The organism is Vibrio sp. KUL78 (genome assembly GCF_059725505.1).
Genome location: NZ_AP045837.1, coordinates 2,300,902 through 2,320,478, shown reverse-complemented (window position 1 = coordinate 2,320,478; position 19,577 = coordinate 2,300,902). Strand labels below are relative to the sequence as shown.

General features: G+C 45.6%; 18 protein-coding genes, 1 tRNA gene and 1 pseudogene. 14 read left to right on the top strand and 6 right to left on the bottom strand.

Features of this window, described 5'->3' with window-relative positions; genetic code table 11:
• Window positions 1-13 precede the first annotated feature (13 nt).
• The 8 genes and pseudogenes from tolA (at window position 14) to AC6I8Y_RS10740 (ending at window position 8,953) form a co-directional block, all read left to right on the top strand.
• Window positions 14-1,039, top strand: coding sequence for a cell envelope integrity protein TolA (tolA, locus tag AC6I8Y_RS10775; RefSeq protein ID WP_252011745.1), 1,026 nt, complete (start codon window positions 14-16; stop codon window positions 1,037-1,039).
• Between the two features lie 34 nt (window positions 1,040-1,073).
• Window positions 1,074-2,402 carry a Tol-Pal system beta propeller repeat protein TolB gene (gene tolB, locus AC6I8Y_RS10770; RefSeq protein WP_394151779.1) on the top strand — a complete coding sequence of 443 codons (1,329 nt, stop codon included), beginning with the start codon at window positions 1,074-1,076 and terminating at the stop codon, window positions 2,400-2,402.
• 31 nt (window positions 2,403-2,433) lie between these two features.
• Window positions 2,434-2,958, top strand: coding sequence for a peptidoglycan-associated lipoprotein Pal (gene pal, locus AC6I8Y_RS10765; RefSeq protein ID WP_042472015.1), 525 nt, complete (start codon window positions 2,434-2,436; stop codon window positions 2,956-2,958).
• A gap of 85 nt (window positions 2,959-3,043) precedes the next feature.
• Window positions 3,044-3,827, top strand: a pseudogene (ybgF, locus tag AC6I8Y_RS10760) (tol-pal system protein YbgF).
• Window positions 3,828-4,199: 372 nt separating this feature from the next.
• Entirely contained in the window at window positions 4,200-5,261 is a 1,062-nt protein-coding gene (gene nadA, locus AC6I8Y_RS10755) for a quinolinate synthase NadA (protein WP_394151556.1), read from the top strand.
• Between the two features lie 150 nt (window positions 5,262-5,411).
• Window positions 5,412-6,401, top strand: a complete 990-nt coding sequence (locus tag AC6I8Y_RS10750; RefSeq protein WP_498021497.1) for a potassium channel family protein — start codon at window positions 5,412-5,414, stop codon at window positions 6,399-6,401.
• Window positions 6,402-6,568: 167 nt separating this feature from the next.
• The gene (locus AC6I8Y_RS10745) at window positions 6,569-7,867 is read left to right on the top strand and encodes a BamA/TamA family outer membrane protein (protein ID WP_498020171.1); all 1,299 of its coding nucleotides are present in this window, start codon (window positions 6,569-6,571) and stop codon (window positions 7,865-7,867) included.
• A gap of 93 nt (window positions 7,868-7,960) precedes the next feature.
• Window positions 7,961-8,953, top strand: coding sequence for a hypothetical protein (locus tag AC6I8Y_RS10740; RefSeq protein ID WP_498020170.1), 993 nt, complete (start codon window positions 7,961-7,963; stop codon window positions 8,951-8,953).
• Between the two features lie 137 nt (window positions 8,954-9,090).
• Here AC6I8Y_RS10740 and AC6I8Y_RS10735 read toward each other — a convergent pair whose 3' ends face one another.
• The gene (locus AC6I8Y_RS10735; protein WP_498020169.1) at window positions 9,091-9,660 is read right to left on the bottom strand and encodes a UPF0149 family protein; all 570 of its coding nucleotides are present in this window, start codon (window positions 9,658-9,660) and stop codon (window positions 9,091-9,093) included.
• A 114-nt stretch (window positions 9,661-9,774) separates the two neighbouring features.
• On the opposite strand from AC6I8Y_RS10735, the gene AC6I8Y_RS10730 reads away from it, so the two are divergent.
• The 4 genes from AC6I8Y_RS10730 to AC6I8Y_RS10715 all read left to right on the top strand — a co-directional run bounded on the left by AC6I8Y_RS10730 (window position 9,775) and on the right by AC6I8Y_RS10715 (window position 14,332).
• Window positions 9,775-11,982 carry a hybrid sensor histidine kinase/response regulator gene (locus tag AC6I8Y_RS10730; RefSeq protein WP_498020168.1) on the top strand — a complete coding sequence of 736 codons (2,208 nt, stop codon included), beginning with the start codon at window positions 9,775-9,777 and terminating at the stop codon, window positions 11,980-11,982.
• Between the two features lie 401 nt (window positions 11,983-12,383).
• Window positions 12,384-12,833 carry an L-alanine exporter AlaE gene (locus AC6I8Y_RS10725; protein ID WP_128650480.1) on the top strand — a complete coding sequence of 150 codons (450 nt, stop codon included), beginning with the start codon at window positions 12,384-12,386 and terminating at the stop codon, window positions 12,831-12,833.
• A 145-nt stretch (window positions 12,834-12,978) separates the two neighbouring features.
• Window positions 12,979-13,066 (top strand) — tRNA-Ser (locus AC6I8Y_RS10720).
• An 84-nt stretch (window positions 13,067-13,150) separates the two neighbouring features.
• Complete coding sequence (locus AC6I8Y_RS10715; RefSeq protein ID WP_140204051.1) at window positions 13,151-14,332, top strand: tyrosine-type recombinase/integrase; 1,182 nt, start codon at window positions 13,151-13,153, stop codon at window positions 14,330-14,332.
• On the opposite strand, the gene AC6I8Y_RS10710 is transcribed toward AC6I8Y_RS10715, so the two are convergent.
• The 5 genes from AC6I8Y_RS10710 to AC6I8Y_RS10690 all read right to left on the bottom strand — a co-directional run bounded on the left by AC6I8Y_RS10710 (window position 14,310) and on the right by AC6I8Y_RS10690 (window position 17,230).
• Window positions 14,310-14,558: a hypothetical protein gene (locus AC6I8Y_RS10710; RefSeq protein WP_498020167.1), complete on the bottom strand. Its 249-nt coding sequence runs from the start codon at window positions 14,556-14,558 to the stop codon at window positions 14,310-14,312. The two genes, AC6I8Y_RS10715 and AC6I8Y_RS10710, sit on opposite strands and share 23 nt — an antisense overlap.
• Window positions 14,521-15,306, bottom strand: coding sequence for a reverse transcriptase family protein (locus AC6I8Y_RS10705; RefSeq protein ID WP_498020166.1), 786 nt, complete (start codon window positions 15,304-15,306; stop codon window positions 14,521-14,523). Before AC6I8Y_RS10705 ends, AC6I8Y_RS10710 begins: the two co-directional genes overlap by 38 nt.
• Before the next feature lie 137 nt (window positions 15,307-15,443).
• Entirely contained in the window at window positions 15,444-15,719 is a 276-nt protein-coding gene (locus tag AC6I8Y_RS10700; RefSeq protein ID WP_025637826.1) for a helix-turn-helix domain-containing protein, read from the bottom strand.
• A gap of 64 nt (window positions 15,720-15,783) precedes the next feature.
• Window positions 15,784-16,002, bottom strand: a complete 219-nt coding sequence (locus tag AC6I8Y_RS10695) for a hypothetical protein (RefSeq protein WP_025637825.1) — start codon at window positions 16,000-16,002, stop codon at window positions 15,784-15,786.
• 706 nt (window positions 16,003-16,708) lie between these two features.
• Window positions 16,709-17,230 (bottom strand): helix-turn-helix domain-containing protein, encoded by a 522-nt coding sequence (locus AC6I8Y_RS10690; RefSeq protein ID WP_062853094.1) that lies wholly within the window; start codon window positions 17,228-17,230, stop codon window positions 16,709-16,711.
• 590 nt (window positions 17,231-17,820) lie between these two features.
• Here AC6I8Y_RS10690 and AC6I8Y_RS10685 point away from each other — a divergent pair.
• Complete coding sequence (locus AC6I8Y_RS10685) at window positions 17,821-18,447, top strand: class I SAM-dependent methyltransferase (protein ID WP_498020165.1); 627 nt, start codon at window positions 17,821-17,823, stop codon at window positions 18,445-18,447.
• Window positions 18,437-19,564 carry an HNH endonuclease gene (locus AC6I8Y_RS10680; RefSeq protein ID WP_498020164.1) on the top strand — a complete coding sequence of 376 codons (1,128 nt, stop codon included), beginning with the start codon at window positions 18,437-18,439 and terminating at the stop codon, window positions 19,562-19,564. The genes AC6I8Y_RS10685 and AC6I8Y_RS10680 overlap by 11 nt, the downstream gene beginning before the upstream one ends.
• Window positions 19,565-19,577 lie beyond the last annotated feature (13 nt).

Genomic DNA, 19,577 nt, shown 5'->3' with positions numbered 1-19,577 from the left:
TCGTCGCAGCCGTATGAAAAGCAATAAGAACAACAGAAACAGCTACGGAAAGCCGATTGCGATCTCTTTGTTTGCTCACGCACTCTTGATCGTCGCTCTGCTGTGGGGCACTGATTTTAATATGACGAAATCAGAGCCTACTGGCATGGTGCAAGCCGTTGTGATTGATCCAGCGAAGGTGCGCCAGCAAGCAGCGGAAATTCGTAAGCAGCGTGAAACCGCTGCGAAGAAAGAGCAAGACCGCCTCGACAAGCTTCGTCGTGAAAGCGAGCAGCTTGAGAAAAACCGCAAGGCGGAAGAAGAGCGCATTCGCAAGCTGAAAGAGCAGCAAGCGAAAGATGCTCAAGCCGCACGTGAAGCGGAGCAGCGCCGCAAGGTTGAAAAAGAGCGTGCAGAGAAGGCAGAAGCAGAGCGTAAAGCGAAAGAAGAAGCCATCCGTATTGCTGAGCAAAAACGTGTTGCTCAGGAAGCGGCTATCGCCAAAGCAGAGCAAGAGCGCTTAGAGAAAGAGCGAGCAATTAAAGAAGCACAAGAAAAAGCGCAGCGCGAAAGAGAAGCAGCTGAGCGTGCAGAACAAGAGCGCATCGCCAAAGAGAAAGCAGCGGCAGAAGCGGCAGAGAAAGCACGCCAAGAGCAAGAGCGTCTTGAACGTATTGAGCGTGAACGTAAAGAACAAGAGGCGGCACTTAACGATATCTTTTCAGGACTAGAAAGCGAAGCGCAGAACAACTCTGCGGCGCGTTCGAGCCAGGTAGATATTGAGCTTGCGAAAATGGGTGAGATATATAAGCAGCTGATTCAGCAGCACATCCTCACTGATTCGAGCTTTCGCGGTAAAGAGTGCCGAGTCAATCTACAGCTGATCCCTGCTGGCGATGGCGCCATTGCAGGGGCAGTGAAAGTAATCGAGGGTGATTCGAGACTGTGTAACGCTACCAAGAGTGCGATATCACAGGTTCGTTCATTTCCTCTTTCAGAATTTCCTGAAGTTAATGCTCAGCTAAAGAACATTAACTTGACGTATAAGCCACAGTTATAAGGAAACACCTGTGATTAAGCGAATATTCCTAGGAATGGCGTTGGTGATGAGTATGCTTGCTCAAACGGCTAACGCTGCATTAGAACTTGTGATTACCGATGGTATCGATTCGGCTCGTCCAATCGCTATCGTTCCTTTCAAATGGGAAGGTGAGGGCAAACTGCCACACGATGTATCGGCAGTGATCTCATCAGACTTACAGCGCAGCGGTAAGTTTAGCCCTGTGGCGACCAGTAAAATGCCACAAACACCTTATGATGCATCAGCGATTAACTTCGAAGCTTGGACATCAATAGGCGTGGATTCACTGCTCACCGGTAGCATCGTAAAAACCGCTGAAGGCAACTACGAAATCAGCTACCAGTTGGTTGATGTGGTACGTGGTCAGTTGACGGGCGGCAAATCAAAAGCACTGAGCGACGATGGTCAACTTGTTCTATCGAACGACCATGTTCTGTTTAAGAAGAAAGCAACCGTCCCTGGTCCACGCATGCGTGAATACGCGCACCGTATCTCGGACTTAGTCTATGAAGAGCTAACAGGCGAGCGTGGCGCGTTCTTGACGCGTATCGCTTATGTCGTTGTAAAAGACAACGATGAGTTCCCGTATCAGATGCGTATCGCTGACTATGACGGCTACAACGAAAAGCTAGTACTTCGTTCAAAACAGCCGCTTATGTCACCAGCATGGTCACCAGATGGTAAGAAGCTCGCTTATGTAAGCTTCCAAAATGGCCAGGCTGAAATCTTCATCATGAATATCTACACAGGTAAACGTGAAAAGGTAACGTCATTCCCTCGTCACAATGGTGCGCCAAGATTCTCTCCTGATGGGAAGTCTCTCGCAATCACTTTGTCGAAGACTGGGCAACTGCATGTATATACGCTAAATCTGGAAACCAGAAAACTGCGTCAAATTACAAGTGGTCGATCAAATAATACGGAACCGTACTGGAAACCAGACGGCAATTCCCTTATTTTTACGTCGGATAGGGGTGGTAACCCTCAGATTTATGAAGTAAATTTGTCTGACGGTAAAACTAAACGAATCACGTGGCAAGGTAGCCAAAACCTCGGTGGGCAGATCACCCCTGATGGTCGCTACCTAGTGATGGTTAATCGTTCTAACTCGGGTTTTAATCTTGCTAAGCAAGATCTAGAAACTGGCTCGGTACAGATCCTCACGAAAACGCTGCTCGATGAATCACCAAGCATCGCACCGAATGGTGGCATGGTGATATACAGTTCCATTTATAACAAAACTAACGTCCTTTCTATGGTATCCATCGATGGGCGATTTAAAGCTAGATTACCGGCAACAAACGGTCGCGTTAGAGCACCGGCTTGGTCACCGTTTTTATAGCAATTAAATTTTTTAGGTTAAGGAAATAACAATGCAATTAAACAAAGTTTTTAAGGGGTTGCTAATCGCACTGCCAGTTCTTGCAATGACGGCATGTAGCTCAAGCGACGACGCTGCGTCATCTACAGGTGCAGAGACTAACAACCAAGCGCAACAAGAAACAACAGTTGCTACACCAATTGATGAGAATGCACAGCTATCTGAGCAAGAGCTAAAAGAAAAAGCACTTCGTGAAAACCAAACGATTTACTTTGCATTTGACAACTCTACTATCGCTGGCGACTACGAAGACATGCTTGCAGCACACGCAGCTTACCTAAGCAAAGACGTGTCTCTAAAAGTAACTATCGAAGGTCACGCTGATGAGCGCGGTACGCCTGAGTACAACATCGCACTAGGCGAGCGTCGTGCTAACGCTGTTGCTAAGTACATCCAAGCTCTTGGTGTACAAGCAGACCAAATCTCTATCGTAAGCTACGGTGAAGAGAAGCCACTAGTACTAGGTCAATCTGAAGACGCGTACGCGAAAAACCGTCGCGCAGTACTAGTTTACTAATCCAATCTGCCCAAGATTGAAATGTTGCAGCGTTCGCGCTGCAACATTGTCGTTTTAGGGCTCGGCAGTTAAGGACTCTACCTTTATGAAAAGTAACATTAAGCGCGTTGTTACGCTTACGTTACTAGCCGGAACGGCAAGTGCTGCACTTGCTGCACAAGCTCCGGGTTACCGACTTGAGTGCAACATCTTCTTCGGCAACCGCTGCCTCCATTACAGCGGCATCTGCTGCTAACGAAACCGACGTTCAGCGCCTAGAGCGCCTATTGCAAAACCGCAACCGAGTACAACTGCAAATGCAGCAACAACTCGACGAAATGACGCAAGAAATCGCGACATTACGTGGTCAGCTAGAACGCAATACTTATGACATGGAGCAAATGCTTCAGCGTCAACGCGAACTCTTTATTGAGATTGATAAACTTCGCTCTCAATCGGGTGCTGCCGCTGTTGCAGTTCCTGTCGCTAAAGAAGGCGGCAAAACAGACGGTAAGTTCACCACCAATGTCGATGAGCAAACTGCGTATCAAAACGCCGTTGACCTTATCCTTAAAAAGCGTGACTACCAAGGCGCTATCGCAGCCTTTAAACAGTTCCAAGTTGATTTCCCAGAGTCTACTTTCACACCGAACAGCCATTACTGGTTAGGTCAGCTTTACTTTGCGAAGCGTCAAGACGCTGAAGCAGAGAAGAGCTTTAAAGCGGTGCTAGAATTTAAAGACTCAAACAAGCGAGCAGATGCGCTAGTTAAGCTGGGTGACTTGGCGAAACGCGGCAATAAAGCGGATGTTGCTAAGCAGTATTACGAGCAAGTGATCAGCGAGTATCCTGGTAGCTCTTCTGCTAAGGTTGCGCAGTCTAATTTGTAAAGAAGTGGCGTTGGGGTAGGTGAGTCCTTAAGTTCCCAACGCGCTTTGAGAAGACCCCTGCGTGGGCAGGCGCACGGCTAGTGGGGTGACGATCCTTTATAGATTCAACGATCGCTTTAATCACCCTATTAGTACTACCAAGCTCAAAAGTATCGTCATTCCTGCGCAGGCAGGAATCTACCCCCCACGCGCACCAACACTAACCCTATAAAACCCCAAACTCCCACTTCCCGGGGCAAACTATCAACTCCTTCGCCCCTTTAGCCCACTTTCTATTCAACTTTGGTCGATTAAGTTGGCAGCGCCTTTGTTCTCATTGTCATATGAGTGTACAATGCTCGGACTATTTGGAAGTAGCATAGAGCAACCGCTATGAGCCACATCTTAGACTCAATTGATACGGTATATCCGTTTCCCCCTAAGCCTGTTCCGTTAACGAATGACGAGAAGCAGCAATACATTGCAAGTATCAAATCGCTATTAGAAGAAAAAGACGCGGTTCTGATTGCGCACTATTACACCGATCCAGAGATCCAAGCTCTTGCTGAAGAGACGGGCGGATTTGTGGGTGACTCGCTAGAAATGGCGAAGTTTGGTAATCGCCACGACGCATCTACACTTATCATTGCTGGTGTTCGCTTCATGGGCGAATCAGCAAAAATCCTAACGCCTGAAAAGCGCATTCTAATGCCAACGTTAGAAGCTGAGTGTTCACTTGACCTTGGTTGTCCAGCAGACAAGTTCTCTGAGTTTTGCGACGCGCACCCAGACCACACTGTCGTGGTTTACGCTAATACGTCTGCTGCGGTAAAAGCGCGTGCAGATTGGGTCGTAACGTCAAGTATTGCCCTTGAGATCGTTGAGCACCTAGACGCGGAAGATAAGCCAATCATTTGGGGTCCAGACCGTCACCTAGGTTCGTACATCGCTAACCAAACTGGCGCAGACATGCTGCTATGGCAAGGTGAGTGTATCGTACACGACGAGTTCTCCTCGAAAGCACTGCGTGACATGAAGTCTGTTTACCCTGATGCAGCGATTTTGGTGCACCCAGAATCACCAGCTAGCGTGGTAGAACTGGCAGACGCCGTAGGCTCTACCAGCCAGCTTATCAAGGCAGCAAAAGAGCTACCGAACAAACAGCTTATCGTAGCAACCGACAAAGGTATCTTCTTTAAGATGCAGCAGTTGGTTCCTGAGAAAGAGTTGATTGAAGCGCCAACAGCAGGCAACGGTGCGACGTGCCGCAGCTGCGCTCATTGTCCTTGGATGGCAATGAACGGTCTTAAAGCGATTGAGAAAGCGCTGAAAGATGGCGGCGAAAAGCATGAGATCTTCGTTGATGAAGCACTACGCGTGAAGTCACTGATTCCACTAAACCGCATGCTAGATTTTGCAGAGCAACTGCAAATCAAAGTAAAAGGTAACGCGTAAATCGCTGATTGATTAATAAATAATCCAGCGTAGAACACACAAAACCAGCCTTAGGGCTGGTTTTTTCGTATATGATTAATACAGAAAACAACAGGCACAAGGACAGTCGTGGTTATCTGGATTCAACTTCGGAAGTGGCTTCACAGCCATTTGTTTGAGCTCAAGTTTCGAACGCTGATGATAGCGTTGTTGCTCTATGCCGTGATCTCTTGGGCTCTGCTCTGGTTAAGTGGTGAAGCAAACCTCACTTTGCCTATCTCACAGTTCATCTACTTCATCGTGGTTACCGCCTCGACGGTTGGCTACGGCGATCTCTCTCCCTCGACAGAAGCAGGGCGATGGGTCGCGATTCTCTTTGTAATACCTGGTGGTTTAATGCTGTTCGCCGCGCTGTTAGGGCGAGTAGCGGCTCTAGGTTTGGATTCTTGGCGCGCCGGTCAACTCGGAAAAAGGAAAGTAAGAGTGGAAAACCATATTTTGATGTTGGGTTGGAATGGACAACGAACCATTCACCTTATCCGTATGCTTCAACACGAAGAGACTGGCAGACGTCCCATCGTTCTTTGCAGCCGCTCTGACATTGAGAACCCGCTGCCCGGAGAGATATCGTTCGTGAAGGTAAATAGCTACACAGACGGTCGCGAGATGGAGAAGACCAATATCGAGTCCGCGAGCTGCATTCTTATCGATAACCCCGAAGACGATATTACCTTGTCAGCAGCGCTCTACTGCGCGAATCGTAACCCAGACGCCCATTTACTGGTTTACTTTAAAGACGAAGCGCTTAGCGATTTACTGCATCAGCACTGTCCGAACTCTGAATGTATTCCAGCAGTGGGTGCCGAGATGCTCGCAAAAGCTGCGGTTGATCCCGGCTCTAGTGCGCTGCATCAAGAGCTACTCAGTTCCACACGTGGAATGACTCAGTATTCCGTTATCTATCCAACCAGTTCTAAAACCACAACAGTGAATGCTCTGTTCCAGTGGATGAAGGCTTATTACCAAGCCACTTTGATTGCCGTCGATGTGGGAGAAGGCATTGTACTCAACCCAGAACTTGATTTAGAGCTTAAACCAGGTGCTAAGCTTTTCTATATCGCAGACGAGCGCATTGATACGTTTCGTTGGGAAGAGGCATAAAGTGGGCAGCTCGAGCTTTTTGTACTGGAGCATCATTCGCCTCATCAATGAAGATTATCGTTACACTTAAAAATATTTATTGATACGGATGCTCATCCTGTATATTATGCGCGCGTTTTATAGCAATTGTGAATGAACGTTCATTCATTTTTTAAGGTAATCATGCCATGCGCGTTAGTCTGTTGTCGGTTTCCGTTGTCACTGCGATCTTCTCAAGTTCAGCGGTGTTTGCTGCCAATACATCAGTGTCAACCTCACACGCCTCTCTTCCTATCACTAAGGAAGCGATGCAGTATGAGAGCGATCTAGAGCAAGCCAATGCCCGACTCGAAGAATACGAGGTCGCCATTGATACGCTCAAAGATCAAGAAACCCGCGATCAAAAAGCGATTGACGATCTTCGCTATGCGAAAAAGTACTACCAAGAGATCAATGGACTACCGATGTTCAGCTTCTTGGGCGGACCTGCATATACACCAGAGCAAGGCTTGCTGGTAGCGGTTGGTGGTTTGTATTCGTTTAAAACCGATCGCTCACAGTCCGAGTTGCAGCGCTCTAGTGTATCTGCGTTTGTCATTGGTAACTACGTGGATTCCGAAGTGGGTTATGGCGTGCGTGCAAACCACGACTTGTACTGGAACAACAACGATATCCAGTTCAAGGGTAACTGGAATGCTGGTACACAAGGCAAACATTATTGGGGTATCGGCTACGACGCTGCTCAAGATTTTGAGTTTGGCGATGTCACCCAATACGAAGCAACAGTAAACAACTACCAAGGTAACTTGATCTATCGAATTGCAGGTAACTGGTTTGCAGGACCTGCGCTTAAGGTGAATTACTTTAACCCAACGAGCGAGCCAGACTCCGCGTTATTAGACGAGAACTTCAATAAGTTCAAAGACAAACCATTTACGTGGGGTATTGGTGGTAGCATTCAATACGATAGCCGCGATGTTGCCGTCAATGCTTGGAATGGCTCACTATTTCGCACAGAAGTACTGGCATTTAGTGAAGCGCTAGGTAGTCAGGCTGAATATCAGAAATTGGATGTAGAGTACCGTAAATTCCACAGCTTTGTGGAAGGTCGAGTGCTCGCAGTGTTAGCGCACTACCAACAAGCGTTTGGTGATATTCCTTATTACGACATGCCAGAGATAGGCGGCGCTAACTCAATGCGTGGTTACTACCAAGGTCAGTATCGTGACAAGGTTGCTGCTGAGGTCACCGCTGAGTACCGACATACTTTCCGTCGAGACTCAGGCGTTCTATCCAACCATGGTATGACGGCTTGGGCAGGCGTTGGCTCGATTGGTGACTCAGTTGAAGATCTCTCGGGTCATGCGATTCTTTCTTATGGTGTTGGCTACCGCTATGAGCTGCAACCAAGAATGAACATCCGTCTTGACCTAGGTATGGGAAGGCACGGGGCAGCGTTCTACTTCAACTTCACTGAAGCGTTTTAATCCTTGTAAACGCTCCAATTATGTTAAGTGGTCTCGTTAAGGAGACCACTTACACACATCCACCACACATCACAAACAAATAGGTAACTAGGTTTGAGAAAGGTTATTAGTCTTTGGGTATTACTACCGCTTCAAATGGTATGGAGTTCGGTTTGTGCGGCAGGAACTGATTACGGCACGGACAGTGAATTAATCCAGCAGGTAGAGCGCGAAAAGAATCAAGCGCACTGGAGTGGCTTGCCAATCTGGGGTGAGCAAGTTAGAGAGATGGGCTATGAGCTGCCTATTCCGGTGGGTTTTGGGATCTACATGAATACCCAAGATGTGGAATACGTCGCGACCGACGATTTTCATGTGAACGCCGTTGGTGGTGTGCTAGGTGGACTCGGGCATAGCCCGTTAAGCCAGTGCAAGCGTACTCCGGGTATGGATTGCAGTCAGCAATACAGTATTCCGGCAGAGGATGTTCGTATTACTGGTCAAGATAAAAGTATCCAATTGCGCCTAGATGCATGGGTGTTCCCTTTCTTAAACGTTTATGGATTGGCTGGCTATACTAAGGGCAGTAAAGAGATTTTGGCGGATCTGTCGAACGCGAAAATGGGTGACACTGCGTTTCCTATCCCAGCGACGTTGCCGCTTAACTTAGAGTATGAAGCGTACAACTTAGGTTTGGGCTCAGTATTGGCGACTCAGTTTGATGTGGCAAAGGGGATTAACCCAATCATCTTGACCGTTGCAGGTGCCGTAACTAACTCGTGGACAACGACAACCGATAGCACCATCCTAACTAAGATAGCCGCGGTACGCGTGGGTCAACGTTATGACGTGCCATACGGCAAGCTTGCGTTGTTGGTGGGTTATCAGTATCAGAGTATTGAACAGAACATTACGGGTAGCTTGTCAGACCTCGGTGTGCTCGCAAATGAGTTACAGTTTGATGTGGATTTGAAAAGTAAGCACACCTCCAACATGTCGCTTGCTGCAGTGTATGACTTTGGTTACGAAAAAGAATGGAACCTCATGGCGGAATATAGCTTCCTAAACTGGAATCAGCTGATTGTGTCCATGGGTTATCGTTTCTAACTTTATGGCTTCTAACTTTATTGATTCTAGCGAATGATTTAGCGCTTCTAAAAGAAAAACAACAACGTTGGCGAAAAAAGGCCCCTGCCAATCATGGTAGGGGCCCTTACTATTTAGGTCGTTATCTAGCGATGAGCTTATTGCTGCTCTGCCAATACCGCGCCTTTTTGAGTGATACCGCAAAGCATCATAGGAACAGCGGCGAAAATCTCATTAAACTGCTCTAGACCTTCGATACCTTGCGCTTGTAGTGTCGCGATAGATGTCTCTGGATCGAACAACATGCTCAGAGAAAGAAGCACACCGCCAAGCAGCGCGTTATCTTCGCTGTTCTCTGGCATTAGAGTTTCCCAGTCATCGCGAGCAAGCTGCCAACCTTGAAGCACACCTTCACAGAAATCTTTAGTCTCTTGAGTCACGATCTCTTCTTCATCCAAACCACAGCCTTCAGGCCATTGCCATTCGCCATCAAGAAGAGCAGGGCGGTATTCATTCCAGAGGGTAATGACCGCTTGAGCATAGCTCTCCAATTGCTCGCCCGAAGTAAACGGCGCAACTTCTTCTCCGCCCCATAAAAACGGTAGCCATTCTTCAGGTGGCAAAGTGTGAGGGGCAGATGCCATAGAAGCCACAAAGCCTTGAGTCTGCGCGTTATTTAGCAGTTTTCCTTCTAGCTCAGGAAGGGAAAGTATGTCTTTTAGTTCCAAAATGCTTTACCGTTAGGGCTGAATTGAGAATTACTTGGGTATAGTAACAAGCTAGACCATAATTACCTAGCATGGTCTTGTTCCACACGAAGAAAAGGACACACTTCGCACGCTATGGTTATTAAAGAGTCGCTGAAAAAGAAAAGCATCATCGCTCTGGCAGTTTACTTGGCCTTGTTTATTGCCATCTTTGGTAGCATTACCTATTGGGTTGTGGAGTCGCCTGTCCGCGCCAAGCTGGAGCAAAATCTCGATATCCGAAGTGAGTTCCTCGCCGCTGAAATCTCTTCTCCCTTGCATAGCTCTTTAGGCGTTCTAAAAAGTATCGTCGCTATGGGCGAGTCTATCGAAGATCGCAACGCCCTCGACCAAGCACTTCGTCAGGTATTTAAGCTCAACGATGGCATTGCCGTTAGTGGAGGCATTTGGCCAGAGCCGTACTCCATCGATCCCAACGAGAAGCTCTCGAGCCTGTTCTATAACCGAACCGCGGATGGAGAGGTCGATAAGATCGATCTCTGGAACAATCCAGAAGCTGCGGGTTATCACGTTGAACCTTGGTATACCTCGGTAAAAGATAAGCCTACCAACACCATCACTTGGTCAGAAGTTTATGTGGATCCTTATACTCACGTTCAGATGATCACAGCCTCGGCGCCTTATTATCTCGATAGCAAATTTGCTGGTGTTGCCACTGTCGACTTGTCCCTAGAGAACCTGATTAGCTTCGTAAAAAGCAAAGCTCGCGAGCATGACCTTGGTGTGATTGTTCGTGATGCCAACAACCAAGTCATTACCGAGCACAACTTTCGCGTCGAACGTGACATCTATATCAGTCAGCTAAACTTCGGTGACTTCAACTGGAGTCTAGAAGTTGTCAACGCCAGAAGGCTGGTGGCAGATGAGGTGTTTGATATCGTAATGGGCGTTGAATACGCCATCGTCCCGGTGATGATACTGTGTTTGATGTTTGGCTATTACCTCATCAACCAATACCTTATTAAGCCTATCGCCGTCATTGCCAAAGAAGTGGATGACTCGCGTCACAGTGGCAGTATCGATATTAATTACAAAAGCCCTGATGAGATTCGCTACCTCATAGACAGTTTCAACCAGAAAACCGTCTACCTCGACCAAGAACGGATGAAGGCGCAAGCGTCAACCAAAGCCAAAACCGCTTTCTTAGCGACGCTTTCTCACGAGATCCGAACGCCAATGAATGGGGTACTGGGCACCGCGCAGATCCTATTAAAAACCGATTTGTCTGTTGAACAGAGAAAGCATCTAAAAACCCTTTACGATTCAGGCGATCACATGATGTCGCTGCTCAATGAAATCCTCGACTACTCGAAGATTGAGCAAGGGCATATTGAGCTCGATAGCCACCCATTCCCGCTAAACTCCATTATAGGCAGTATGCACAGTGTGTATCACACCCTATGTAACGAGAAGGGTCTTAAGTTTAGCGTCTACTCAGAGGTGGACGATGAGCGTTGGTATATGGGCGACAAGGCGCGTCTGCGTCAGATTCTCTTTAACCTTCTTAATAACGCTGTGAAGTTTACCTCGCAAGGCACTATTGAGGTGTTCTTGTCTGAAGAAGTTAGACATAGTACTAATACACTGACCATCCGCGTGAGAGACACGGGAATCGGCATCTCACCAGAAGCGCAAGCACGTATCTTCAAGCCATTCGAGCAAGCCGAGTCGAGCACGACACGTCGATTTGGGGGAACTGGATTAGGTCTTGCTATCGTTAAAGAGATCGCGTCAGTAATGGGCGGAGATATCAAACTCAACAGTCAAGAAGGCATCGGCTCTGAGTTTGAAGTCACCGTGAAGCTCGAAAGCTGCGAGCCAAAACAGCTCGATGTCCATATTGAGCGCAAGCTTGATTATCGAGGTCTAAAAGCACTTATCGTTGAAGATAACCGTACCAACACCATCATCATCGACACCTTTATGAAGCGCAAAGGCTTTATCACATACTCGGTCGTCAATGGTGAAGAGGCGCTCACAGCAGTGGCCACGCAAAGCTATGATCTCATCCTCATGGATAACCATATGCCAGTTATGGATGGGGTAGAGGCGATCGCCGGTATTCGTAACATGCCTGGCAGAGAAAAAGACACCCTCATCTTTGGCTGTACCGCAGATGTCTTTAAAGAGACTCGCGAACGTATGATGGGCGCGGGTGCCGATTTCATCGTTGGTAAACCTATCGACGAACGCATCTTAGATGATGCTCTTTATCAGTTTGCCAATAAACTGTTCCAGTTTACCGATGGTAAACGCAGTAACGTGACTTCTATTGGCAGCTAACGCTTTAACCTTACATCAGCGCCTCTAAATCAAAGCCCTTACACCGAAGCATAGTGCTACAAAGCGAGCACTATGCGCTAATGAGCATCCTAACTTCTATTCTCACCCAGCTTCTCTTCTGACAACTTCAATTTATGTGTAGCAAACCTACAACTTTGAACCGATAACCCGCTGACTTTTAGGGCTTTAGGGTTATGTTTGTAATAAAACTACAACAAATAGCGAGTTTCACTACTTTGAATCCCAAAACTGGTGATTAATTTACTTCTTGGTTCAAAATACGGAATGTAAAACTGCTGATAAGGTGGTCTAATAGCGCCCTAATCTGGATGGTGAAAGATATCCAGTCATATGAGTCGATATTCGATTTAATGTTAGTTTATTGTCCTGTGAGATTGTAAGTGAAACCGAAAGCTCCTTTCTGTATTCGTAACGCGGCTGCTGATACCTTTGCAATGGTCGTGTTCTGTTTTGTGTCTGGTATGTTGATTGAAGTGCTTGTTTCAGGCATGACCTTCGAACAGTCATTGGCATCGCGTTTGTTGTCTATCCCTGTGAACATCGCCATCGCATGGCCATACGGAGTATTCCGCGACTGGGCGCTTCGCCAAGGTGCGAAAGTGTCAACGTCTGGTCCTATGAAAGCGTTCGCTGATCTAGTGGCTTACGTAGCATTCCAGTCACCAGTCTACGCAGCAATCTTGTTTACGGTTGGCGCATCAACAGACCAAATCATTACCGCAGTATCGAGTAACGCAGTCGTGTCTTGTGGTATGGGCGTACTATATGGCTACTTCCTAGACCTATGCCGCCGCTGGTTCCGCGTACCTGGTTACTACCAAAGCGCATGATTTGCCGATCATTTGATCGAATTAATCACAAAGTAAGCAAACAATTAAAAAAGCGCACCTTTTTTCCCTTTTAGGGTTGACCAAGCGGGGCGGAATCATTAAATTACCACCCCGTTAGCCAACAGCGCTAACAAAATTAAAATACGGTGAGTTGTCCGAGTGGCTGAAGGAGCACGCCTGGAAAGTGTGTATACGGCAACGTATCGAGAGTTCGAATCTCTCACTCACCGCCACATTCTAAAAGGTCTGATTTATCAGGCCTTTTTTCATATCTGAAGGTTTTAAAGATAGCAAGAGCCCACACTGGAGCTCACACAATGTTATCTAATCAACGCCTAACATCACGCAAAACGCTTTACCTTTTTACTAGTCGAACAGGTGTTTATGCCTTTCGATGGAATGTTAGGGTCAATGGGAAGCACCACCAGCCAAGCTTGAGTTTAAAAACCAGAGATTACATGACGGCTGTTCGCTTTGCCTCCGACCTAGCAAGTCGAATCCTTCAGCTTTCAAACCCTACCGTTGATGAAATCAAATCTATTTACAGTGACTTTTCAGGAAGGCAGAAGAAACAAAGCTTGTTGTTATCTTCCATTGATATCGTGGACTTTCTTCAAGACTTGAGTGCAAAAAGTCAGACAGAATACCGCAACTGTTGGAATGGTTTTGTTAATTGTCTTGCTCCTTCAACGACACTAGATAGCGTGAGGAGTGCTCACATTGAAAAGTGGAAGCAAACACAGACCTGTAGCGCCACTACTATGAAGAAAAAACTCCGTTTACTCTCTAGCTGTTTCAATCGCCTAGGGCATAAGGTTGAAACTGAATGGTTCAAAATCAGTGTAGAGAAGAAGCCAGTTCGACCAACTAGAGCTATTGCTGAAAGCGAGCTTAAAATGCTCCTACAAGCCACAGAGAGATACAAGAATGAAGTGGATAGATGGAAGTACTATCTACCTCGTATTGCAGCTCTAACAGGTTGTAGGCTCAATGAGTTAGCTCAACTAAGAGTTGGCGATATTGACTTAGGTAAGCAACCAAGTTTGAGTATCAATGATTCTCATATTGATAAGAAACTCAAGAACTCAGCCAGTGAACGTGAGATTCCAATAACCAACGAGTTAAATAAGTTGTTCGTTGAACTGGTGGAAGGTCGAGGGGGTGATGAGCGACTTTTTGAGCTGCCTTACAGTAAATACAACGGTTATGTTGGCAAGCCTAGTAAGTTCTTTTCCCAACTGCTGAAGCAATTAGATATCTACAATGTAACGTTCCATTCTCTGCGTCACTATGTGGTAACAGAACTCTTCAATCAAGGAGTAAAAGAAGAATTGATTGGTGCTCTTTTGGGGCACAGCGTAGGTAAATTAACCACTGGTAAGGTGTATTTATCAGGCTTTAGTTACAGAAATAAACACAACGCCATGCAAATGTTAGCATTAAAGCATGACGATAGTTTCGTGCGAGAGGAGCTCTTTAGCTCGTTGGCTTGCGACTAGCCTTATTTCTTTCCAGCTTCTTCTTCGCAGCATCGTGTTCAGCATTAATAACAGACGCCACTCTTCCGTTGATGCGTTTGAGTATGGAAGCTTTAAGGCTAAATGCTTTGAACTCTTTACTGTTTTTTACTTTTCTATAGCCTCTAGCGTATTTTTTAGCGCTTTTTTCATCAATGTGATGAACGGCCTCACGGAGTTCTTTTTTTGAGAGTCTTACTTTTGCCATAACCTTGCTGTTGTAGCGTGTTTATATGCCCTAAGATGCTTCGATATTGTTTTACTAAGGTTTCGATGTTACAGCCCGAAGATACACAATTATTGAAGTTAAACAATAAGTTGCGGACTTTAGAGACTCTCTTTCTTGATGGGGAAGTTTTATGAGAGTTAATGGTAACGTCGTGAACATCAAGTCTAGTGTTAGATAGCTTGATATTGCATTTCTTAGGGGAGCGATGCGGGCTAACTCCAACACGACCCATCATTCCGTATAACTGTTGCTTTAAGTCGTGCACTTCTTCATAGAATGGTTGGCACGAACTAATGTGAATGTCGTCGTAGTAGCGTGTGTAATGCAGCCCATGCTCGATACACGATGCAACAATGGAGTGTTCTTCTCTAAAGAAAACTAGGTTAGCAAGATAACCACTTAGTGGACTACCTTGTACTAGCTTACCATCCTTTGTGCAAAGCTCTGAAAGTAACAGGGATACATCAGGGGCAAATTTGAAGAAATATTTGTATACGTTTTCGACTTGGGACTGCGTAATCGATGGAAAGAAGTCTTTAATGTCTTCGGACATTAACATTTTTGCACCAATATGGGACTCTGCATTAGCCACGTAACTCTTACCTAGCTGACCAGCAGCAATGTAAGCAGGGAAGCTCACACAAGAGAACACTCTATCTTTTAGTGAGTCTAATATAGGGCGAAGCTTGGGGGGATGCTTTGTAAGTAACCCTTGGTTTAGAGCCACTCTTTTCCACTGTTTTTTTAAAATAATGAGAGTTGGATTTTTCCGCCAATGAAAGTAAGTCTCTTTGCTCTACTTGAAGTAGTCGGCAAAGTGCATCTATGCTGCTGATAGGTTTTTGCTTATAAACTGGAGAAAGGTTATGCACTAATTATTTCTCTTGCCAACTCTTTTAATTCATCGGTTAGTACGCTGAATGGCCCATCTTCATTTTCATCGCACATTAGTATCAATATGCTAAGCGGAATCTCTATTGCGGCACATATTTTTTCTAGGGAGGTTATCGAAGGGTCTCTTTTGTCGTTCTCTATCTTTGATAGGTACGATTTGTCCATGTCGGATAGCTGTGCGACTTGGCTTAAGGATAGTCCCTTAAGTAGTCTCAGCTCTTTTATGGTTTGTCCGATAGGTAACATAACTGGTTCGCTCTTTGTTGAAGGGAGGATTTATTTGGTCGGTTGCACATTCGAAAAGCATCTATCATCCTAAATCAATGTCACCGACCAGTAGTTTTAGAAGAGTTAATACCCTTACTGCACCTGCAAGCCACTGCATCTTATTTGGTTTTGATTCTACTTTCTCTAAAGACTCAAGTTGACGAATTGCTCCATCAATTTTGTCCAGTGTGCCTTTGTCTACTGTGTTAACGCATTTTTCTCTTGCCGCTTTTAGCGACGTGAGAGTTTCTTTCAATTTCATAAATAATACCTTTAGTTGAATTGTTGCCTAATCGGATACGGATGTACCCTGCCGCAATTGCACATCGTGACCGAATAGAAACACAGTAAACAAACCAACCAACACCTCCAGAGCAAATACTCTGGTATTTCCTGCCGCCAACATCATTATTCAACGATGCGATACGAGATATCCCGATAAGAAGATAAATTCGTATGTGGGCTGAAAACATAGTCCATTTTGAGTAAACAAATGAACGGCGGTTAAGCCAATTAACTAATCACGAATACTTAGGTATTTTGAAAGAGCGTTACAGACGGTTTCGTCTGCACATTTTTAGAATAGTGCAGGGTGGACTGAGAGTCAACACTTATTTTGCAGAATTACTGAGTTGTCATTTGAAAGGTCATGCCGTTGGTAGGGTTTAGTCGATAGGTATACATATGGTATTGAATCAGCGGTTTAATGTATGCACCGAACGGCCACATGTATTGACACTGAAAGGGGGGAAGTCTATTTGTGATTTCTCTCTTTTTCTTTCAGCGTACTTATTAATTGGTAGGATAAATAGTAGATTAACTAGTCTGTTCCTTAGTATGTTTGTGTCTACTCGATTAACATGGGGTGAAGCTTTATGCTACAAGGCCTGTAGCGAGATTGGATAGGGGTAGTATTCTGATGCTACATACTCTGTCAAAGAGAGAAGAAAGCCCCCGAAGGGGCCATCTCAGAACGGTGATTCATCTTCAGCGATTGCTTCTTCTAAATCGGCCCACCAGCCTGAAGTAGGCACTGATTCATGTCTACTTTCAGGTTGAAGGGAAGGTGTAGACTCCACGACTACTGGCGTTTCAGTAAGTGCTTCTTCTACTTCCGTTCTAGTTTCCACAACGTCAGACTCGCTTGGCTCGTCAGAGCTTTCGCTTTCCAGTTCTTCTGTTGTTGGAATACCAAGCCATGTATAGAGTTTTGAAGTGTTGCCACCTTCAGGTGTGCTGCGGTAGTTCGCCCTCAAGAACCCTAATCGCTCAAACTTTTGAAGTGCGCTGTTCACGGTTGGACGAGTACAACCTACTTCTCTAGCGATACGATTTTGGCTTGGGTAGCATGTGAACACGGAAGGGTTTTCTTGATTACCGAAGTAACTAGAAAGTGTAATCAAAACGCACTTTTCAGTGGCTGTGATTCCGTGCGCTTGCTTTAGATTCGATTCAATGATGGTTTTCGTTATAGAAAACTGATTGACCATTTTAGGCCTCCTTAGTATTCGATTAAGGAAGCAATGGACGCTCTAAACCTCTTCAGCGCGCATCTATTAACTTTCCACTGCCTTGTGTATTAAAAGTTAAGTAATGAATATTACATTAGGATGCAGAGATATGCTGTATCGAAAAAGTAAAATCGTGTAAAATCAGCCCACACAAACGCACACAATCAACAGTGGGTTTGCTATCTTACTGAAGATAAGTTATTGACCTATATACGGCACATCGCCGTTAGGTGATGGTGAAAGCGTAGCTTTACGTATCGAGAGTTCGAATCTCTCACTCACCGCCAAATTCGAAGCCCCAGCAGAAATGCTGGGGCTTTTTCGTTGTATCTATCTGTACTAGAGCAATTGTTCGACGCACAATTCGTGCGGCTGATTGTTTACCCTAGTGAGCGCGTTAGGGGCCGCTATGTCTCGGCCGATAGCGTATTTGCCTTCACAAGAGCAGAAACACATCCAATACACTAAACCGTGATTCAACTCAAAACCTCTAGTACTATCCTAGTACTTTCTAGTATTATGCAACTAAGCGATATACCATGGATCCAGTTCAATAGTGGGCTTGGAATATGTCTATAACATCCTCTTTTTATGAAGAAAATGCAGAAACACTTGCAGAGCAATACAATGCTTTAGATTCAACCGAAGTGCATAAAACTTGGTATCAATATTGGCCAAGGGGAAAAGCTGAAGTCCTTGATATTGGTGCGGGCTCTGGAAGAGATGCTCACTGGTTTGAGACTATGGGGTGTAACGTCATCGCGTGCGAGCCTTGCCATCAGCTTCGAGAGATTGGTATGAAGCAAACTGGTGCGGGAGTACGCTGGTTAGACGATAAGTTACCTGAGTTAACTAATGTGGCGAAGCAAAAGCGGTGTTTTGATGTCGTTTTGATCTCTGCCGTGTGGATGCACCTTCCATTAGAGTATCGCAAAGATGCGCTACAAAGAATTGCTGTTGTTATGAAAGATACTGGTACGCTTATTGTGACTTTGCGGCATGGCCCATTTATTGATGGCCGTGAGGCTTTTCCTGTGTCGGCAATAGAACTAAGCAGATTGGCGAGCGAACTCAATCTGGAAGTAGCAGATGTGTTTGACGGTAACGATCTGCAGCATCGACAGGATGTTAGTTGGCAGACTGTCGTAATGAAAAAGAAGTTAGCTTGTGAGAGCGAGGGAAAGTATGTCGCTTGAACTGTATCTGGATAAGTTCCGAAGCCTTAATATGAATAGCGCTGGTGGGAAGAAGAGTCCTCACAAGGTCTGTATGCTATTGGCCGTGATGGATCTCATTCATGTTGGTAGTATTGCTTCTAACAAGATAGTGCTTAACCAGGCTCTAAGGGACCAATTCACTCGTCATTTTAAGAGTTTTGCGCAAGGTAAAGATAGAAACACGCCAGAGAATCCTTTCTTTCACCTGAGAAGTGAGGGGTTTTGGCACCTTGAGTACAACGAAGGATTCGAAGAACAAAACGTCAAACGCTTTACATCGAAAGCGATCTCGCACGCCTATTTAGACGATGAACTTTTTGATTACATGCAGAGTCATATTGTTTCCAATGATATCAAAGATGCCTTGGTCACTAACTTAACCGATATGGGATCGCTGTACTATCGATGGTTGTTGGATATTGGCAAATCTGAAAAGACAGCCAGTAATTACCTTAGTGCGATTCGTGGTTCCATCTCAAATTGGTTGATGGATGCTGATGAGATATGTGAACCTTTGATCGAGGTGAAATCCCACAAGCATTTTGTTTCTCTGGAACAAAGAGTAAAGGCGCTGGAGATTTTTAAGTACCGTGACAGTAAAGGGAAAGGGATGTATAGCGCTGCGCTGGTTCACTATAATAACTTTCTGGCTGACTTGGCTCAGGTAGATGTGAACGCGGATATACGACAGGTGATGTCGGATAAAAAGCTTACCGAGACAGAAAAGACCATACTAATTAATACAAGAGTAGGGCAGGGAAACTTTCGTGCTCAACTGATCCAGATGTGGGGTGGCTGTGCGTTGACAGGGTATAAGAATACACAGTTGTTGCTAGCGTCCCATATTAAGCCTTGGCGAGACTCTAATAATGATGAGCGACTGGATAAGTACAATGGATTATTGTTGCTCGCGAACCTAGATAAGGCGTTCGACTTAGGATTTATTTCCTTCGATAACAAAGGAAAAGTGATGATATCTAAGTACTTAGAACGGCCAGATGTCATCGGCCTCGATGAAACCATGTCGTTTGCAATCGTAGGTCAACATAAGCGCTATTTGGATTTTCATCGAAAAGAATTATTCAAAGGATTTTGAGGCGGAATGAGTA